Consider the following 15693-nt stretch of genomic DNA (forward strand, 5'->3'; position numbering starts at 1 on the left):
AAGGTTCTAAGTACAAAACAAGCATATAAGGAAAAGATAGAATGGCTAAGGGGCAATCTTTACAAGATCCGTTCCTGAACGCATTGCGTCGGGAACGTGTTCCAGTTTCTATTTATTTGGTGAATGGTATTAAGCTGCAAGGTCAGATTGAGTCTTTCGATCAGTTCGTGATCCTGTTGAAAAACACGGTCAGCCAGATGGTCTACAAGCACGCTATCTCTACTGTTGTTCCGTCCCGTCCGGTATCTCATCACAGCAATAACGCTGGCGGCGGCACTGGCAGTAACTACCATCATGGCAGCAACGCGCAGGGTTCTTCAACGCCAGCGCAGGACAGCGACGAAACCGAATAAGGTTTCGGGCTGTTATCCACACGGGGAGCCAGGGATCCTGCGTTCCCCGCTGATCTTTTTAGAGAGGTTTACGCTTGTTTGACCGTTATGATGCCGGTGAGCAGGCGGTGCTGGTACACATCTATTTTTCGCAAGACAAAGATATGGAAGACCTCCAGGAGTTTGAATCCCTGGTCTCTTCCGCCGGTGTCGAAGCAATGCAGGTGATTACCGGTAGCCGTAAAGCGCCGCACCCAAAGTATTTTGTTGGTGAAGGTAAAGCAGTAGAAATTGCGGATGCCGTAAAAGCAACCGGCGCGTCAGTCGTGTTGTTTGATCATGCGCTGTCTCCAGCCCAGGAGCGCAACCTGGAAGCTCTCTGCGAATGCCGTGTGATCGATCGCACGGGATTGATTTTAGATATTTTTGCTCAGCGTGCCCGTACCCATGAAGGGAAACTGCAGGTTGAGCTGGCGCAGTTGCGCCATCTGGCGACGCGTCTGGTGCGTGGCTGGACCCACCTTGAAAGACAAAAAGGCGGGATTGGTTTGCGCGGTCCGGGTGAAACCCAGCTCGAAACCGACCGCCGTTTGCTGCGTGGCCGTATTACCCAGATCCTCTCACGTCTGGAACGTGTAGAGAAACAGCGTGAACAGGGGCGTCGGGCGCGAACCAAAGCCGACATCCCAACGGTGTCGCTGGTGGGCTATACCAACGCCGGTAAATCTACCCTGTTTAACCAGATAACCGAGGCCCATGTGTATGCCGCAGACCAGCTGTTTGCGACCCTGGACCCAACGCTGCGTCGTATTGACGTTGCTGACGTCGGCGAAACAGTCCTGGCGGATACCGTAGGGTTTATCCGTCATTTGCCGCACGATCTGGTCGCGGCGTTTAAAGCGACGTTGCAGGAGACCCGTCAGGCGACCCTGCTGCTGCACGTGATTGATGCGGCTGACGTACGCGTGCAGGAGAACATCGACGCGGTGAACGTGGTGCTTGAAGAGATCGACGCCCACGAGATCCCAACGCTGTTGGTAATGAATAAAATCGATATGCTGGACGATTTTGAACCGCGTATCGACCGTGATGAAGAGAACAAACCGATTCGGGTCTGGCTTTCTGCTCAGGCCGGTATTGGTGTGCCACTGCTTTTCCAGGCTTTGACAGAACGTCTTTCCGGTGAGGTAGCTCAGCACACGCTGCGACTGCCGCCACAGGAAGGCAGGCTGCGCAGCCGGTTTTATCAGCTTCAGGCGATAGAAAAAGAGTGGATGGAGGATGACGGCAGCGTGGGGATGCAGGTGCGTATGCCGATCGTTGACTGGCGTCGCCTCTGTAAACAAGAACCTGCGCTGGCGGACTATATCGTCTGATCAGAAAGGGGAAGCCTGAATAATTCGCCCTTGCATAACAAATATGGAGCATATACATGGCGTGGAATCAGCCCGGTAATAACGGACAAGACCGCGACCCGTGGGGAAGCAGCAATAATCAAGGCGGCAACTCTGGGGGAAATGGCAACAAAGGTGGTCGCGAGCAGGGGCCGCCGGATCTGGATGATATCTTCCGCAAGCTGAGCAAAAAGCTTGGTGGGCTTGGCGGAGGAAAAGGTTCTGGCTCGGGTGGTAATTCTACTCAGAGTCCACGCCCGCCAATGGGTGGCCGCGTAGTGGGCATTGTGGCCGCTGCGGTGGTAATCATCTGGGCAGCCAGCGGGTTCTACACCATTAAAGAAGCAGAACGCGGCGTGGTTACCCGTTTCGGCAAGTTCAGCCATCTGGTTGAGCCGGGCCTGAACTGGAAACCGACCTTCATTGACGATGTGACTGCGGTCAACGTGGAGTCCGTCCGTGAACTGGCGGCATCCGGCGTAATGCTGACCTCTGACGAAAACGTGGTGCGCGTTGAGATGAACGTGCAGTACCGCGTGACCGATCCTGAGCGTTATCTGTTTAGCGTGACCAGCGCCGATGACAGCCTGCGTCAGGCGACCGACAGCGCCCTGCGCGGTGTGATCGGTAAATACACCATGGATCGTATCCTGACTGAAGGTCGTACCGTTATTCGTAGCGATACCCAGCGCGAGCTGGAAGAGACCATTCGTCCGTACAACATGGGTATCACCCTGCTGGACGTCAACTTCCAGGCCGCACGTCCGCCGGAAGAGGTGAAAGCCGCATTTGACGATGCGATTGCAGCCCGTGAAAACGAACAGCAGTACATCCGTGAGGCAGAAGCGTACACCAACGAAGTTCAGCCGCGTGCTAACGGTCAGGCGCAGCGTATTCTGGAAGAAGCTCGCGCGTATAAGACGCAAACCATCCTGGAAGCACAGGGTGAAGTGGCTCGCTTCGCGAAGATCCTGCCGGAATATAAAGCGGCTCCGGAAATTACCCGCGAGCGTCTCTATATCGAGACCATGGAAAAAGTGCTGAGCCACACCCGCAAAGTGCTGGTTAACGACAACAAAGGTGGAAACCTGATGGTTCTGCCGCTGGATCAGATGCTGAAAGGCGGTTCTGCACCGGCAGCGAAAGACACCAGCGGTGCCAACAACCTGCTGCGTCTGCCGCCAGCCTCATCAGGCAGCTCAAGCGCGAACACAACGCCTTCTTCGAACGATGGTGACATTATGGACCAACGCCGTGCTAACGCGCAGCGTAACGACTACCAGCGTCAGGGGGAATAAGGATGCGTAAGTCAGTTATTGCGATCATCGTCATCGTACTGGTCGTGCTGTATACCTCGATCTTTGTGGTGAAAGAGGGCGAGCGTGGGATCAAGTTCCAGTTCAGCAGCGTCGTGCGTGATGGCGACAAACGTCCGGTGATTTACGAGCCGGGCCTGCACTTCAAGGTGCCGTTCATTCAGTCTGTGAAAACGCTGGATGCGCGTATCCAGACCATGGATAACCAGGCTGACCGTTTCGTGACCAAAGAGAAGAAAGACCTGATCGTTGATTCTTACATCAAATGGCGCATCAGCGATTTCAGCCGCTACTTCCTGGCAACGGGCGGCGGTGACGTTTCTCAGGCGGAAGTGCTGCTGAAACGTAAGTTCTCTGACCGTCTGCGTTCTGAAATTGGCCGTCTGGATGTGAAAGACATCGTGACCGACTCCCGCGGTCGTCTGACTCTGGAAGTGCGCGATGCGCTGAACTCCGGTACAGCGGGCACCGAAGACGAAGTGGAAACGCCAGCAGCAGATGACGCGATTGCTAAAGCGGCTGAGCGCGTTCAGGCTGAAACCAACGGTAAAGTGCCGGTGATCAACCCGAACAGTATGGCTGCGCTGGGTATCGAAGTGGTTGACGTGCGTATTAAGCAGATCAACCTGCCAGCGGAAGTGTCCGAGGCGATTTACAACCGTATGCGCGCCGAGCGTGAAGCGGTAGCCCGTCGTCACCGTTCACAGGGTCAGGAAGAGGCTGAAAAACTGCGCGCCGCAGCGGACTACGAAGTGACCAAGACTCTCGCAGAGTCTGAGCGTCAGGGCCGTATTCTGCGTGGTGAAGGCGATGCGGAAGCCGCGAAGCTGTTCGCCGATGCGTTCAGCCAGGATCCAGACTTCTACGCCTTTATCCGTAGCCTGCGTGCTTACGAGAATAGCTTCCAGAGCAACCAGGATGTGATGGTGCTCAGCCCGGACAGCGATTTCTTCCGTTATATGAAGACGCCGACTAACGCAACGCGATAAACTCAGGCTCGTTTGAGTATTCAAACCACCGCTCCCAACGGAGCGGTGGTTTTCTTTTATAAGGATTAAAAATGAATTCAACGATCTGGCTCGCACTGGCCCTGGTTCTGGTGCTGGAAGGTCTCGGACCGATGCTCTATCCGCGCGCCTGGCGTCGCATGATCGCCACGATGAGCCAACTGCCGGATAATATTTTGCGTCGTTTTGGCGGCGGTCTTGTGGTTGCAGGTATCGTTATCTACTACATGTTGAGGAAAACGATTGGCTGATCAAAAAGTAGGCGCAATCGGCGTATTTTGAGGTCAAAAAGTGCTGTATATCTGAAAAAGCGATGGTAGAATCCATTTTTAAGCAAACGGTGATTTTGAAAAAAATGGGTAACAACGTCGTCGTACTGGGCACCCAATGGGGTGACGAAGGTAAAGGGAAGATTGTTGATCTTCTGACTGAACGGGCTAAATATGTTGTACGCTACCAGGGCGGTCACAACGCAGGCCATACTCTCGTAATCAACGGTGAAAAAACCGTCCTCCATCTTATTCCATCAGGCATTCTTCGCGAAAACGTCACCAGTATCATCGGTAACGGCGTTGTGCTGTCTCCAGCTGCGCTGATGAAAGAGATGAAAGGTCTGGAAGACCGTGGTATCCCTGTTCGTGAGCGTCTGCTGCTCTCCGAAGCCTGCCCGCTGATCCTGGATTATCACGTGGCGCTGGACGTCGCGCGTGAAAAAGCGCGTGGTGCGAAAGCGATCGGCACCACCGGTCGTGGTATCGGCCCGGCTTACGAAGATAAAGTTGCACGTCGCGGTCTGCGCGTCGGCGATCTCTTCGACAAAGCGACCTTCGCTGAAAAACTGAAAGAAGTGATGGAATATCACAACTTCCAGCTGGTGAACTTCTACAAAGCTGACGCTGTTGACTACCAGAAAGTGCTGGATGACGTCATGGCGATTGCAGACATTCTGACCGGTATGGTTGTTGATGTGTCCGATCTGCTGGACCAGGCGCGCAAGCGTGGCGATTTCGTCATGTTCGAAGGTGCGCAGGGGACGCTGCTGGATATCGACCACGGTACCTATCCGTACGTCACCTCCTCTAACACCACCGCTGGTGGCGTGGCAACGGGCTCCGGCCTGGGCCCGCGTTATGTGGATTACGTTCTGGGCATCATCAAAGCATACTCCACTCGCGTGGGTGCAGGTCCATTCCCGACCGAGCTGTTTGATGAAACCGGCGAGTTCCTGTGCAAGCAGGGTAACGAGTTCGGCGCGACCACCGGTCGTCGTCGTCGTACCGGCTGGCTGGATGCGGTTGCCGTGCGTCGCGCAGTGCAGATCAACTCCCTGTCTGGCTTCTGCCTGACCAAGCTGGACGTGCTGGACGGCCTGAAAGAAGTGAAAATCTGCGTAGGCTACCGTATGCCAGATGGTCGCGAAGTGACCACCACTCCGCTGGCTGCTGACGACTGGGAAGGCATTGAGCCAATCTACGAAACCATGCCGGGCTGGTCTGAGACTACCTTCGGTGTGAAAGAGCGTAGCGGCCTGCCACAGGCGGCGCTGGATTACATCAAGCGTATTGAAGAACTGACCGAAGTGCCGATCGATATTATTTCTACCGGCCCGGATCGTACTGAAACGATGATCCTGCGCGACCCGTTCGACGCATAATCTTCGTGACTGCCGGCCTGCGGGGAAACCCGCAGGCCGGATAAGCGTAGCGCCATCCGGCGACCGCTCCTGGATCTCCGCTTTTTCGCCCCGTCTGTCAAATAAATTAGCCGCTAACTATCTGGCTGGTTTATCATCATTAATGAATATCTCTGCGGTTAAACCGCGTTTTCCCTTTTTCCTGAGGTTGATGTGCAGTTAACAAGTTTCACCGATTACGGCTTACGCGCGCTGATTTACATGGCGTCGTTACCCGATGGGAAGATGACCAGTATCTCTGAAGTGACAGAGGTGTACGGTGTGTCCCGTAATCATATGGTCAAAATAATCAATCAACTTAGCCGTGCCGGATACGTTGCTGCCGTCCGCGGGAAGAATGGAGGGATCCGTCTTGGTAAACCGGCACAGAGTATTCGTATCGGGGATGTGGTACGTGAGCTGGAGCCGTTGTCTCTGGTGAACTGCAGCAGCGAGTTCTGCCACATCACGCCCGCTTGTCGCCTGAAACAGGCGCTTTCTAAGGCCGTGCAAAGTTTTCTCAAGGAACTGGATAACTACACGCTGGCCGATTTGGTTGAAGAGAATCAACCGCTTTATAAATTATTGCTGGTGGAATGAAGAAAATTTCCACCGGAGCTGACAACGGAGGAACCGACATGTCACACGATCCTTTCCAGGAACGCGAAGCCGAAAAATACGCGAATCCTATTCCCAGCCGCGAGTTCATCATTGAACACTTAACAAAACGCGAAAAACCCGCCAATCGTGAAGAACTTGCCGTTGAATTAAACATTGAAGGCGAAGAGCAAATTGAAGCCCTTCGCCGCCGCCTGCGCGCGATGGAGCGTGACGGGCAGCTGGTCTTTACCCGCCGCCAGTGCTACGCGCTGCCAGAACGCCTCGATCTGCTGAAAGGGACCGTTATTGGTCACCGTGACGGCTTCGGCTTCCTGCGCGTGGAAGGCCGTAAAGACGACCTGTACCTTTCATCTGAACAGATGAAGATGTGTATCCACGGCGACCAGATCCTGGCGCAGCCGCTGGGTGCTGACCGTAAGGGCCGCCGCGAAGCGCGCGTGGTTCGCGTGCTGGTGCCGAAAACCAGCCAGATTGTGGGCCGCTACTTTACCGATGCGGGCGTGGGCTTCGTGGTGCCGGACGACAGCCGCCTGAGCTTCGACATCCTCATCCCGCCTGAAGAGGTGATGGGCGCGCGCATGGGCTTCGTGGTGGTAGTGGAACTCACCCAGCGCCCAACCCGTCGCACCAAAGCGGTCGGAAAAATCGTCGAAGTGCTGGGCGACAACATGGGCACCGGCATGGCCGTTGATATGGCGCTGCGCACGCATGAAATTCCTTACGTCTGGCCGAAAGCGGTTGAAGAACAAATTTCCGGCCTCCGCGAAGAGGTGCCTGAAGAATCTAAAGCGGGCCGTGTGGATCTCCGCGATCTGCCGCTGGTAACGATCGATGGTGAAGACGCCCGCGACTTCGATGATGCCGTCTACTGCGAGAAAAAACGCGGTGGCGGCTGGCGTCTGTGGGTCGCGATCGCGGATGTCAGCTATTACGTTCGCCCGCATACGCCGCTGGATAACGAGGCGCGCAGCCGTGGTACCTCGGTTTACTTCCCGTCTCAGGTAATACCGATGCTGCCGGAAGTGCTCTCCAACGGCCTGTGCTCCCTGAACCCGCAGGTTGACCGTCTCTGTATGGTTTGTGAGATGACCATCTCCAACAAAGGGCGCTTAACGGGCTACAAATTCTACGAAGCGGTGATGAGCTCTCACGCGCGTCTGACCTACACCAAGGTCTGGCATATGCTGCAGGGCGATCAGGATCTTCGTGAGCAATATGCGCCGCTGGTCAAACATATTGAAGAGCTACATAACCTCTATAAAACGCTGGATCAGGCGCGCGAAGAGCGCGGCGGGATCTCGTTTGAGAGTGAAGAAGCGAAGTTCATCTTCAACGCCGAGCGTCGTATTGAACGTATCGAGCAGACCCAGCGTAATGATGCGCACAAGCTGATCGAAGAGTGTATGATCCTGGCGAACATCTCGGCGGCGCGTTTCGTTGAGAAAGCGAAAGAGCCTGCGCTGTTCCGTATTCACGATAAGCCGTCTACGGAAGCCATCACCGCGTTCCGTTCTGTGCTGGCTGAACTCGGTCTGGAGCTGCCGGGCGGCAATAAGCCTGAGCCGCGCGATTACGCCGAGCTGCTGGAATCCATTAGCGATCGTCCTGACGCAGAAATGCTGCAGACGATGCTGCTGCGCTCCATGAAGCAGGCGATTTACGATCCGGAAAACCGGGGCCACTTCGGCCTGGCGCTGCAGTCTTACGCGCACTTTACCTCGCCGATCCGTCGCTATCCGGATCTGTCACTGCACCGCGCGATCAAGTATCTGCTGGCGCAGGAGCAGGGTCATAAAGGGAACACCACCGAAACCGGCGGCTATCACTACTCGATGGAAGAGATGCTGCAGCTGGGTCAGCACTGCTCCATGACCGAGCGCCGTGCTGATGAAGCCACGCGAGACGTAGCGGACTGGCTGAAGTGTGACTTTATGCTGGACCAGGTGGGCAACGTCTTTAAGGGCGTGATTGCCAGCGTGACCGGCTTTGGTTTCTTCGTTCGTCTGGACGAGCTGTTCATTGACGGTCTGGTGCACGTCTCCAGCCTGGATAACGACTACTACCGCTTCGATCAGGTTGGCCAGCGCCTGATTGGCGAGTCTGGCGGCCAGACCTACCGTCTGGGCGACCGCGTGGAAGTGAAGGTGGAAGCCGTGAATATGGACGACCGTAAAATCGACTTCAGCCTGATCTCCAGCGAGCGCGCGCCGCGTAACGTGGGTAAAACCGAGCGTGAAAGGGCGAAAAAAGGCGGAAACGGCAAAGCGAGCGGTAAACGTCGCCAGGCGGGCAAAAAGGTAAACTTCGAGCCGGACAGCGCGTTCCGCGGCGAGAAGAAGCAGAAGCCAAAGGCGGCGAAGAAAGAGGCTCGCTCAGCGAAAAAGCCTTCCGCGAAGACGCAAAAAATTGCTGCCGCAACAAAAGCGAAGCGCGCAGCCAAGAAAAAGCAGGCGGAGTAATTCTCCCCTCACCCTGACCCTCTCCCCAACCGGGAGAGGGGAAATACTTATTACGAGAACCATCAATGAGTGAAATGATTTACGGCATCCACGCGGTGCAGGCCCTTCTCGAGCGCGCACCGGAGCGTTTTCAGGAAGTGTTTATTCTGAAAGGGCGTGAAGATAAGCGTCTGATGCCGCTGATCCACGCGCTGGAAGCGCAGGGCGTGGTGATCCAGCTGGCAAATCGCCAGTTCCTGGATGAGAAAAGCGAAGGTGCGGTTCACCAGGGGATCATTGCCCGCGTGAAGCCGGGTCGTCAGTATCAGGAGAACGATCTCCCGGATCTGATTGCCGAGCTGGATAATCCGTTCTTCCTGATCCTGGATGGCGTCACCGATCCGCATAACCTCGGCGCGTGCCTGCGTAGCGCCGATGCGGCGGGCGTGCATGCGGTGATCGTGCCGAAAGACCGCTCCGCGCAGCTGAACGCGACGGCGAAGAAAGTGGCCTGCGGCGCGGCGGAAAACGTTCCGCTGATCCGCGTGACCAACCTGGCGCGCACCATGCGTCTGCTGCAGGAAGAGAACATCTGGATCGTCGGCACCGCCGGTGAAGCGGATCATACCCTTTATCAGAGCAAAATGACCGGCCGTCTGGCGCTGGTGATGGGGGCGGAAGGCGAAGGCATGCGTCGTCTGACCCGCGAGCACTGCGACGAGCTGATCAGCATCCCGATGGCGGGCAGCGTCTCGTCCCTGAACGTTTCCGTTGCGACGGGTATCTGCCTGTTTGAAGCGGTGCGTCAGCGGGGAGAATAAACAGCAAGGCCGTCCACAGGACGGCCTTTAGTGTTTTCTCCCTCTCCCCGTGGGATAGGGTCGGGGTGGTGAGGGCACCAGACGGTGACAGCCTCACTCCTCCAGCGACCGCAAATGGTCATCCTTCCTCAGCGTCATCAGCGCGAAAATACTCACTACCGCCGTTGCCATCACGTAGTACGCCGGAATATCCAGATTGCCCGTCTCTTTAATCAGCCCGGTAATAATCAATCCCGCGCAGCCCGAGAAAATCGCGTTCGACAGAGAATAGGCCAGCCCAAGCCCCGTATAGCGCACGCGCGTCGGGAACATCTCAGACAGCATTGCCGGCCCCGGCCCTGCGAGCATCCCCACCAGACCGCCCGCAATCAACACCACAATCGCCTTCACCGCCAGCGCGCTGGACTCCGCCTGCAAAATTTTCAGCAGCGGCAGGGCAAGGACCAGCAGCAGCGCGGTGGCGATGATCATCACCGTGCGCCGCCCGATCCTGTCGCTCAGTATGCCCGATGGAATGATGGTGAGCGCAAAACCAAGGTTAGAAATCACCGCGATCAGCAGCGCCTGGTTAAACCCGGTATGCAGCGCCGACTGCAGATAGGTCGGCATGATCACGAGGTAGGTATAACCCGCCGCGGACCAGACCATCACGCGGCCAATGCCCATCAGGATGATTTTGAGCGTGGCGGATGTACTGGCCTGAGCAATAACCGGTTTTTCCTTCTGCTGCACAAAGCTTGGCGTCTCTTCCATACTCACCCGTAGCCATAGCGCCACCGCGCCCATCGGCAGCGCAAGGAAGAACGGAATGCGCCAGCCCCAGTCGTGCAGGGCTTCAGGCGTGAGGAGGGCGGAGAGCAGCGCCACAATGCCAGCGCCCGCTAACAGCCCGAGCGCCACGGTAAAGGATTGCCACGCGCCGTACAGCCCGCGCTTGCCGCGCGGGGCGAATTCCGTCATCAGTGAGACGGCTCCGCCGTACTCGCCCCCCGCGAAAAGCCCCTGCAGGATGCGCAGCAGCGTAATCATCAGCGGCGCGGCAATGCCGATGGTGGCGTAGACGGGCACGATGCCGATGGCCGTGGTGGCGAGCGTCATCAGCACCAGCACAACGATCAGCGTCGGCTTCCGGCCAATCCTGTCACCAATGCGGCCAAAGACCACCGCGCCAAGCGGGCGGAAGAAGAAGGCGATGGCGAACGAGGCCCAGGTGAGGATCAGGCTGGTGAGTGCCGCTTCCCCCTCAAGCTGGAAGAAGTTTTTCGCAATCACGGTTGCCAGAAAACCGTAGACCGCAAACTCATACCACTCGATAAAGTTACCAATAGAGCCTGCAATTAATGCACGCTTGTGCGCATCCTGTTGCATAACGACCTCACAAAGACGGGGTAAGAATAAATTATTCAGCATAAGCGGAGTAATGAAATAGTTTATTCTTATGTTCTGTGAGCTATTTCACGAATGATATCAATGCGATCGTCGTCCTGTGACTCCCCTCCCATGCAGCGCGCAAGCCCTCTGTCCATACTTGTACATATTGCCAATGAAAGGAGGGAGACAGCATGCACTGGCAGACCCATACCGTTTTTAATCAACCCGCTCCACTCTCTAACAGTAACCTTTTCCTCTCTGACTGCGCCCTGCGCGACGCGGTTGCGCGCGAGGGAGCCGAGTGGGATATGGATCTTCTTGCCAGCATCGGACAACAGTTAGGCACGGCGGAGTCGCTGGAGCTGGGCAGGCTGGCGAACGTTAACCCGCCGGAGCTGCTGCGTTACGACGCCACGGGAGAGCGGCTTGATGACGTTCGCTTTCACCCCGCCTGGCATCTTCTGATGCAGGGACTCTGCGCTAACCGGGTTCACAATCTGGCGTGGGAGGAGGAGGCGCGAAAAGGCTCTTTCGTCGCCAGGGCCGCGCGCTTCGTGCTCCATGCTCAGGTTGAAGCGGGGACGTTATGCCCGGTGACCATGACCTTCGCCGCCACGCCGCTGTTGCAACAGTCGCTGCCCAAACCGTTTCATGACTGGTTAACGCCGCTGATGAGCGATCGCTACGATCCCCATCTCGCCCCGGGCGCGCAAAAACGCGGCCTGCTGATCGGCATGGGGATGACGGAAAAACAGGGCGGCTCAGATGTGCTCAGCAATACCACCAAAGCGGAAAAATGCAGCGATGGCAGCTACCGGCTGGTGGGCCACAAATGGTTTTTCTCCGTGCCGCAGAGTGATGCACATCTGGTGCTGGCGCAGGCGAAAGGCGGTTTGTCCTGCTTTTTTGTCCCGCGTTTCTTACCCGACGGCCAGCGCAACGCCGTACGGCTGGAACGTCTGAAAGACAAGCTCGGCAACCGCTCGAACGCCAGCAGCGAGGCGGAGTTCCTTGATGCCTCCGGCTGGCTGCTGGGTGAAGAGGGAGAAGGCGTGCGGCAGATCCTGAAGATGGGCGGGCTGACGCGCTTCGACTGCGCCCTTGGCAGCCATGGGCTGATGCGTCGGGCGCTCTCGGTGGCGCTTTATCATACCCATCAGCGGCAGACCTTCGGCAAAAACCTCATCGATCAGCCGTTAATGCGTGAAGTACTGAGCCGTATGGCGCTGGTGCTGGAGGGGCACACGGCGCTGCTGTTCCGTCTGGCCCGGGCGTGGGACAACCGCACCGACCCGCAGGAGGCTGCCTGGGCGCGGCTTTTCACCCCGGCCGCAAAATTCAGCGTGTGCAAAGCGGGCATCCCGTTTGTGGCGGAGGCGATGGAGGCGCTGGGCGGCATTGGGTACTGCGAGGAGAGTGAGCTTCCCCGCCTGTATCGCGAGATGCCGGTGAACAGCATCTGGGAAGGATCGGGAAATATCATGTGCCTGGACGTGCTGCGCGTGCTGGCGAAGCAGCCAGGGATCCACGACCTGCTTGCCGATGAGTTTGCTCAGGTCAAAGGGCAGGACAGACATTTCGATCGCAGCTGGCGGCAGTTACAGCAGAAGCTGCGTAAACCACAGGAGGCGCAGGGGAGGGAGATCGCGCAGCAACTCTTTTTACTGGGTGCTGGAAGTCAGATGCTGCGGCACGCATCGCCTCCCGTGGCGCAGGCGTGGTGCCGCATGATGCTGGATACCCGTGGCGGTACGCTAATGAACGAGCAGGTGCGTAACGATCTGCTGCTGCGCGCCACGGGCAGGGTGGGCTAGCGCTTAAGCTGGAACAGGCTCACCAGTTGGGTGAGGTGTGACCCTTTCTCGCGCAGCGTGTGTGCGGTTTGCTCGCTGCGCGAGACGCGATCGGCGTTGATATGTGACGCTTCGCCAATGTGGGTCATGGCCAGATTCACCTGGCCAATCCCGGCGGACTGCTCGCGTGATGCGTGGTTAATCTCCGTGACCAGCTGGCTGATGTTATCGATATGAACGATGATAGAGTCCATCGCCAGACGCGTCTGTTCTGACAGCGCGTGGCCCTCGCTCACTTTTCGCAGCGTATCGCCAATCAGCTGTTCAATCTCTTTCACCGCGTTGGCGCTGCGCCCTGCCAGGGCGCGAACTTCCTGCGCGACCACCGCAAACCCTTTTCCGTGCTCGCCTGCGCGTGCCGCTTCTACCGCCGCATTCAGCGCCAGAATGTTGGTCTGGAAGGCGATGGATTCGATCACGCGGGTAATGTCTTCAATGCGTTTTGACGCTTCGCGAATGTCATCCATCGTGGCAACCGCATGGGTGACCGTCTCGCCACCCTGATGAACCGCGCGTGAGGTTTCACCGACCAGCTGCTGCGTTTGCTCCATGTTGGCGGCATTTTGCTGCACGGTCGCGGCCAGTTGTTCCATGCTGGCGGAGGTCTCTTCAACGCTGCTGGCCTGCTTGTTAATTTGCTCTGAAATCTCGCCGGTATCGGAAGCCAGCGCATTGGTGCCCAAATGGATCTCGCCCGCGGCTTCACGCACCTGCAGGACAATTTTTTGCAGCCCCTCGCCAATACCGTTGATGGCATCAACCAGCTGACCGACCTCATCCTGACGGGTGACGGGCAGGCTGGATCGCAAATCCCCTGCGGCATACTGGCGGGCCAGTTCGATCACGTTTCGCAGCGGGCGGGTCAGCATTCGGCGGATGAGTACCACAAACAGGCCCGCGAAGAGGGCAGATAACGCTACGCCTGCCAGCAGGAAACGGTCGCGCATGGCGTTAACGTTGGAGAGCAGGACCGATTTATCCACTTCACCGACGATGGTCCAGTTCCAGCCCGGCAGCGGGGTATAGGCCATTTTCAGCGTGCGGCCATCTTCGCTTACGCGCTCCAGCGTGCCGGAGGAGTCGCTCAGCAATTGCTGTTGGGTCGCGCCGTCCCACTTCGGCTGTTTTCCCTCTTCGCTGGCGTGAAACAGGTACTGACCGCGCGTTTTGCCGCTGCTGCGGTCCAGCACAAAGAAGTGCCCGCTCTCGCCCAGGCGGCGGTTGAGGATTTTCTCGCGCATGACGTTCCAGGAGTGACTGATATCCACCCCAACAAAGATAATCCCGATAACCTGACCTTCACTGTTCTTCACGGGCTGGTACTGGGTGATGTAGCGCTTGCCAAACAGGAGCGCCAGACCTCGGTACACCTCGCCTTTAGTGACAGAGGCAAACGCCGGGCTGGTGTTATCCAGAACTGTCCCCATAGCGCGCTCCCCATTCTCTTTGCGCAGGGATGTGGCAACGCGAATGAAGTCGTTACCGCTGCGAACAAACAGCGTGGAAATTGCTCCCGTACGATTCAGAAAGTCATCAGAAAACGTCGTGTTTTCATGGAGCTCAGCGTCGCCCCCTTTCAGCAGGGGAACGGTCAGCCCGTTAATGGTCCGGGTCTGCTGAGTATCGACGCTAAACGGCTGGGGCAGAAATGTCGTAAACAACCTGGTGTAGCTTTCGACTTCCTCGCTCAGGCTGGTATTAAACATCTGCACCATGTCGACCATACCGGTGGACTGATTATGCAGATCTTCGACCGCAAGGGCTTCAAGCTGCTGGCTGGCTTTTTGGCTGAGCAGGAAAGTGAAAAGCAGAAACAGCGTGGCGACACTGACGCCAGTCAGCAGCGACAGCTTTGTTCCCAGGCCCGCACGGCGGAAAAAATTGATCATAAATTGCTCATCATTGAAAAGGTATGGTTCTTCAACGGCAGAGCGGGGATTACGTTTACTGAATTAATGTAACAAAATGTTATTTAATTGTTTTTGTGCGGTTTTATAAAAGATAAAAAATTTGCAAAAACGAAAAGCCACTAAAAATAAGTGGCTTTTATCAGGAGGGATTTTACACGTAGAGAATGGCCTGTACCCGCCAGTGGTCGATGTGGTTATCTTCCTGCATCTGGATGATGCGATACCATGACGCACCCTGCTCATCGGCCTTTAAAGCCACGATACGTTCAACGTCTTGCGGGCTCCCCGAAATGTTATTGACGGAGATTTGGCCTATTTCATTCAGACCTGTTACGCAATCCGCACTGGCGAATTCTGCTGACTGCGCGGTGGTGCTCACAAGGCCTGCAGAGAGCAACAGAGAGGTCAAAGCAAGAGTTCGTTTCATCGTCAGCTCCATTTCACATATTTCCGGTATCCGCCGGGCAATCCTTCGCGAATAAACTCCCATTCCTTGTCGCTGGCATGGAGTTTATTGTGGACAGGAAAATGTCTATGGACGCAAAGCAGTGTAAATGTCGTTCAAAGGTAAACCATTATTTACGGTACAAAATTGCCTGTGAATACCACTTTCCCGTTATGATGGTTTCGTCGATCATAATAATGACGTAATAATCTGCTTTGGCGGCGACGGCTTGTGCCTTTATTGCGTCTTCTGCGTCATCCGGCGAACCGCGAACCAGCGCGGAGACGGTGCCCATTCGCTGTAATCCTTCCGTCTGATTACGACGAATCTCCTGCGGATGATCGGCAACCGGGGGAGCGGGTTGCGGTGTTCCCTGCAGGGCGCTACAGCCACTGAGCAGCAACGCCAGCAATAAAGCAGCAAACCTGTGCATAACCATATCTCGTTTCCTGTTAGCCATAGTGTAGTTGTCTGCGAATTTAGTTTTGGGGGAATGTTCCCGAAGTGTTATCT

The 15693-nt window shown here is 56.5% G+C and carries 14 protein-coding genes; 10 read left to right on the forward strand and 4 right to left on the reverse strand.

Going from position 1 to position 15693, the window contains the following annotated elements:
* The first annotated feature begins 41 nt into the window (after positions 1 to 41).
* The 9 genes from hfq to rlmB all read left to right on the forward strand — a co-directional run bounded on the left by hfq (position 42) and on the right by rlmB (position 9601).
* A complete protein-coding gene (gene hfq / locus MX657_RS02430; protein WP_008502919.1) occupies positions 42 to 353 on the forward strand; it encodes an RNA chaperone Hfq in 312 nt (103 codons plus the stop codon).
* A gap of 74 nt (positions 354 to 427) precedes the next feature.
* Positions 428 to 1708: a ribosome rescue GTPase HflX gene (hflX, locus tag MX657_RS02435; protein WP_346807177.1), complete on the forward strand. Its 1281-nt coding sequence runs from the start codon at positions 428 to 430 to the stop codon at positions 1706 to 1708.
* 56 nt (positions 1709 to 1764) lie between these two features.
* Positions 1765 to 3024 carry an FtsH protease activity modulator HflK gene (gene hflK / locus MX657_RS02440; RefSeq protein WP_080328793.1) on the forward strand — a complete coding sequence of 420 codons (1260 nt, stop codon included), beginning with the start codon at positions 1765 to 1767 and terminating at the stop codon, positions 3022 to 3024.
* 2 nt (positions 3025 to 3026) lie between these two features.
* Positions 3027 to 4031, forward strand: a complete 1005-nt coding sequence (gene hflC, locus MX657_RS02445) for a protease modulator HflC (protein ID WP_010427498.1) — start codon at positions 3027 to 3029, stop codon at positions 4029 to 4031.
* A 71-nt stretch (positions 4032 to 4102) separates the two neighbouring features.
* Positions 4103 to 4300, forward strand: a complete 198-nt coding sequence (locus tag MX657_RS02450; protein ID WP_003855996.1) for a DUF2065 domain-containing protein — start codon at positions 4103 to 4105, stop codon at positions 4298 to 4300.
* A 104-nt stretch (positions 4301 to 4404) separates the two neighbouring features.
* Complete coding sequence (locus tag MX657_RS02455; RefSeq protein ID WP_006178975.1) at positions 4405 to 5703, forward strand: adenylosuccinate synthase; 1299 nt, start codon at positions 4405 to 4407, stop codon at positions 5701 to 5703.
* A 192-nt stretch (positions 5704 to 5895) separates the two neighbouring features.
* Positions 5896 to 6321 carry a nitric oxide-sensing transcriptional repressor NsrR gene (nsrR, locus tag MX657_RS02460; RefSeq protein WP_014882230.1) on the forward strand — a complete coding sequence of 142 codons (426 nt, stop codon included), beginning with the start codon at positions 5896 to 5898 and terminating at the stop codon, positions 6319 to 6321.
* Positions 6322 to 6359: 38 nt separating this feature from the next.
* The gene (rnr, locus tag MX657_RS02465; protein ID WP_080328794.1) at positions 6360 to 8801 is read left to right on the forward strand and encodes a ribonuclease R; all 2442 of its coding nucleotides are present in this window, start codon (positions 6360 to 6362) and stop codon (positions 8799 to 8801) included.
* Positions 8802 to 8866: 65 nt separating this feature from the next.
* A complete protein-coding gene (rlmB, locus tag MX657_RS02470) occupies positions 8867 to 9601 on the forward strand; it encodes a 23S rRNA (guanosine(2251)-2'-O)-methyltransferase RlmB (protein WP_010427468.1) in 735 nt (244 codons plus the stop codon).
* 93 nt (positions 9602 to 9694) lie between these two features.
* On the opposite strand, the gene MX657_RS02475 is transcribed toward rlmB, so the two are convergent.
* On the reverse strand, positions 9695 to 10969 hold the full coding sequence (locus MX657_RS02475; RefSeq protein WP_119917132.1) for an MFS transporter: 1275 nt from the start codon (positions 10967 to 10969) through the stop codon (positions 9695 to 9697).
* Between the two features lie 194 nt (positions 10970 to 11163).
* Between MX657_RS02475 and MX657_RS02480 the strand changes: the two genes are divergently transcribed.
* A complete protein-coding gene (locus tag MX657_RS02480) occupies positions 11164 to 12786 on the forward strand; it encodes an isovaleryl-CoA dehydrogenase (protein ID WP_080328796.1) in 1623 nt (540 codons plus the stop codon).
* Here the strand turns inward: MX657_RS02480 and MX657_RS02485 are convergent.
* The 3 genes from MX657_RS02485 to bsmA form a co-directional block, all read right to left on the reverse strand.
* The gene (locus MX657_RS02485) at positions 12783 to 14714 is read right to left on the reverse strand and encodes a methyl-accepting chemotaxis protein (protein WP_346807180.1); all 1932 of its coding nucleotides are present in this window, start codon (positions 14712 to 14714) and stop codon (positions 12783 to 12785) included. The genes MX657_RS02480 and MX657_RS02485 overlap by 4 nt on opposite strands.
* A gap of 172 nt (positions 14715 to 14886) precedes the next feature.
* Complete coding sequence (gene yjfN, locus MX657_RS02490) at positions 14887 to 15174, reverse strand: DUF1471 family protease activator YjfN (RefSeq protein WP_080328798.1); 288 nt, start codon at positions 15172 to 15174, stop codon at positions 14887 to 14889.
* 136 nt (positions 15175 to 15310) lie between these two features.
* Positions 15311 to 15640 carry a biofilm peroxide resistance protein BsmA gene (gene bsmA / locus MX657_RS02495; protein ID WP_346807182.1) on the reverse strand — a complete coding sequence of 110 codons (330 nt, stop codon included), beginning with the start codon at positions 15638 to 15640 and terminating at the stop codon, positions 15311 to 15313.
* Positions 15641 to 15693: the final 53 nt, after the last annotated feature.

It is taken from the genome of Enterobacter chuandaensis (assembly GCF_039718975.1).
Lineage (GTDB): Bacteria > Pseudomonadota > Gammaproteobacteria > Enterobacterales > Enterobacteriaceae > Enterobacter > Enterobacter chuandaensis.

Coding starts and splice junctions, on each gene's coding strand:
- hfq (WP_008502919.1), top strand. CDS start 42: ATGGCTAAGGGGCAATCTTTACAAGATCCGTTCCTGAACGCATTGCGT.
- hflK (WP_080328793.1), top strand. CDS start 1,765: ATGGCGTGGAATCAGCCCGGTAATAACGGACAAGACCGCGACCCGTGG.
- hflC (WP_010427498.1), top strand. CDS start 3,027: ATGCGTAAGTCAGTTATTGCGATCATCGTCATCGTACTGGTCGTGCTG.
- MX657_RS02450 (WP_003855996.1), top strand. CDS start 4,103: ATGAATTCAACGATCTGGCTCGCACTGGCCCTGGTTCTGGTGCTGGAA.
- MX657_RS02455 (WP_006178975.1), top strand. CDS start 4,405: ATGGGTAACAACGTCGTCGTACTGGGCACCCAATGGGGTGACGAAGGT.
- rnr (WP_080328794.1), top strand. CDS start 6,360: ATGTCACACGATCCTTTCCAGGAACGCGAAGCCGAAAAATACGCGAAT.
- rlmB (WP_010427468.1), top strand. CDS start 8,867: ATGAGTGAAATGATTTACGGCATCCACGCGGTGCAGGCCCTTCTCGAG.
- MX657_RS02475 (WP_119917132.1), bottom strand. CDS start 10,969: ATGCAACAGGATGCGCACAAGCGTGCATTAATTGCAGGCTCTATTGGT.
- MX657_RS02480 (WP_080328796.1), top strand. CDS start 11,164: ATGCACTGGCAGACCCATACCGTTTTTAATCAACCCGCTCCACTCTCT.
- MX657_RS02485 (WP_346807180.1), bottom strand. CDS start 14,714: ATGATCAATTTTTTCCGCCGTGCGGGCCTGGGAACAAAGCTGTCGCTG.
- yjfN (WP_080328798.1), bottom strand. CDS start 15,174: ATGGAGCTGACGATGAAACGAACTCTTGCTTTGACCTCTCTGTTGCTC.
- bsmA (WP_346807182.1), bottom strand. CDS start 15,640: ATGGCTAACAGGAAACGAGATATGGTTATGCACAGGTTTGCTGCTTTA.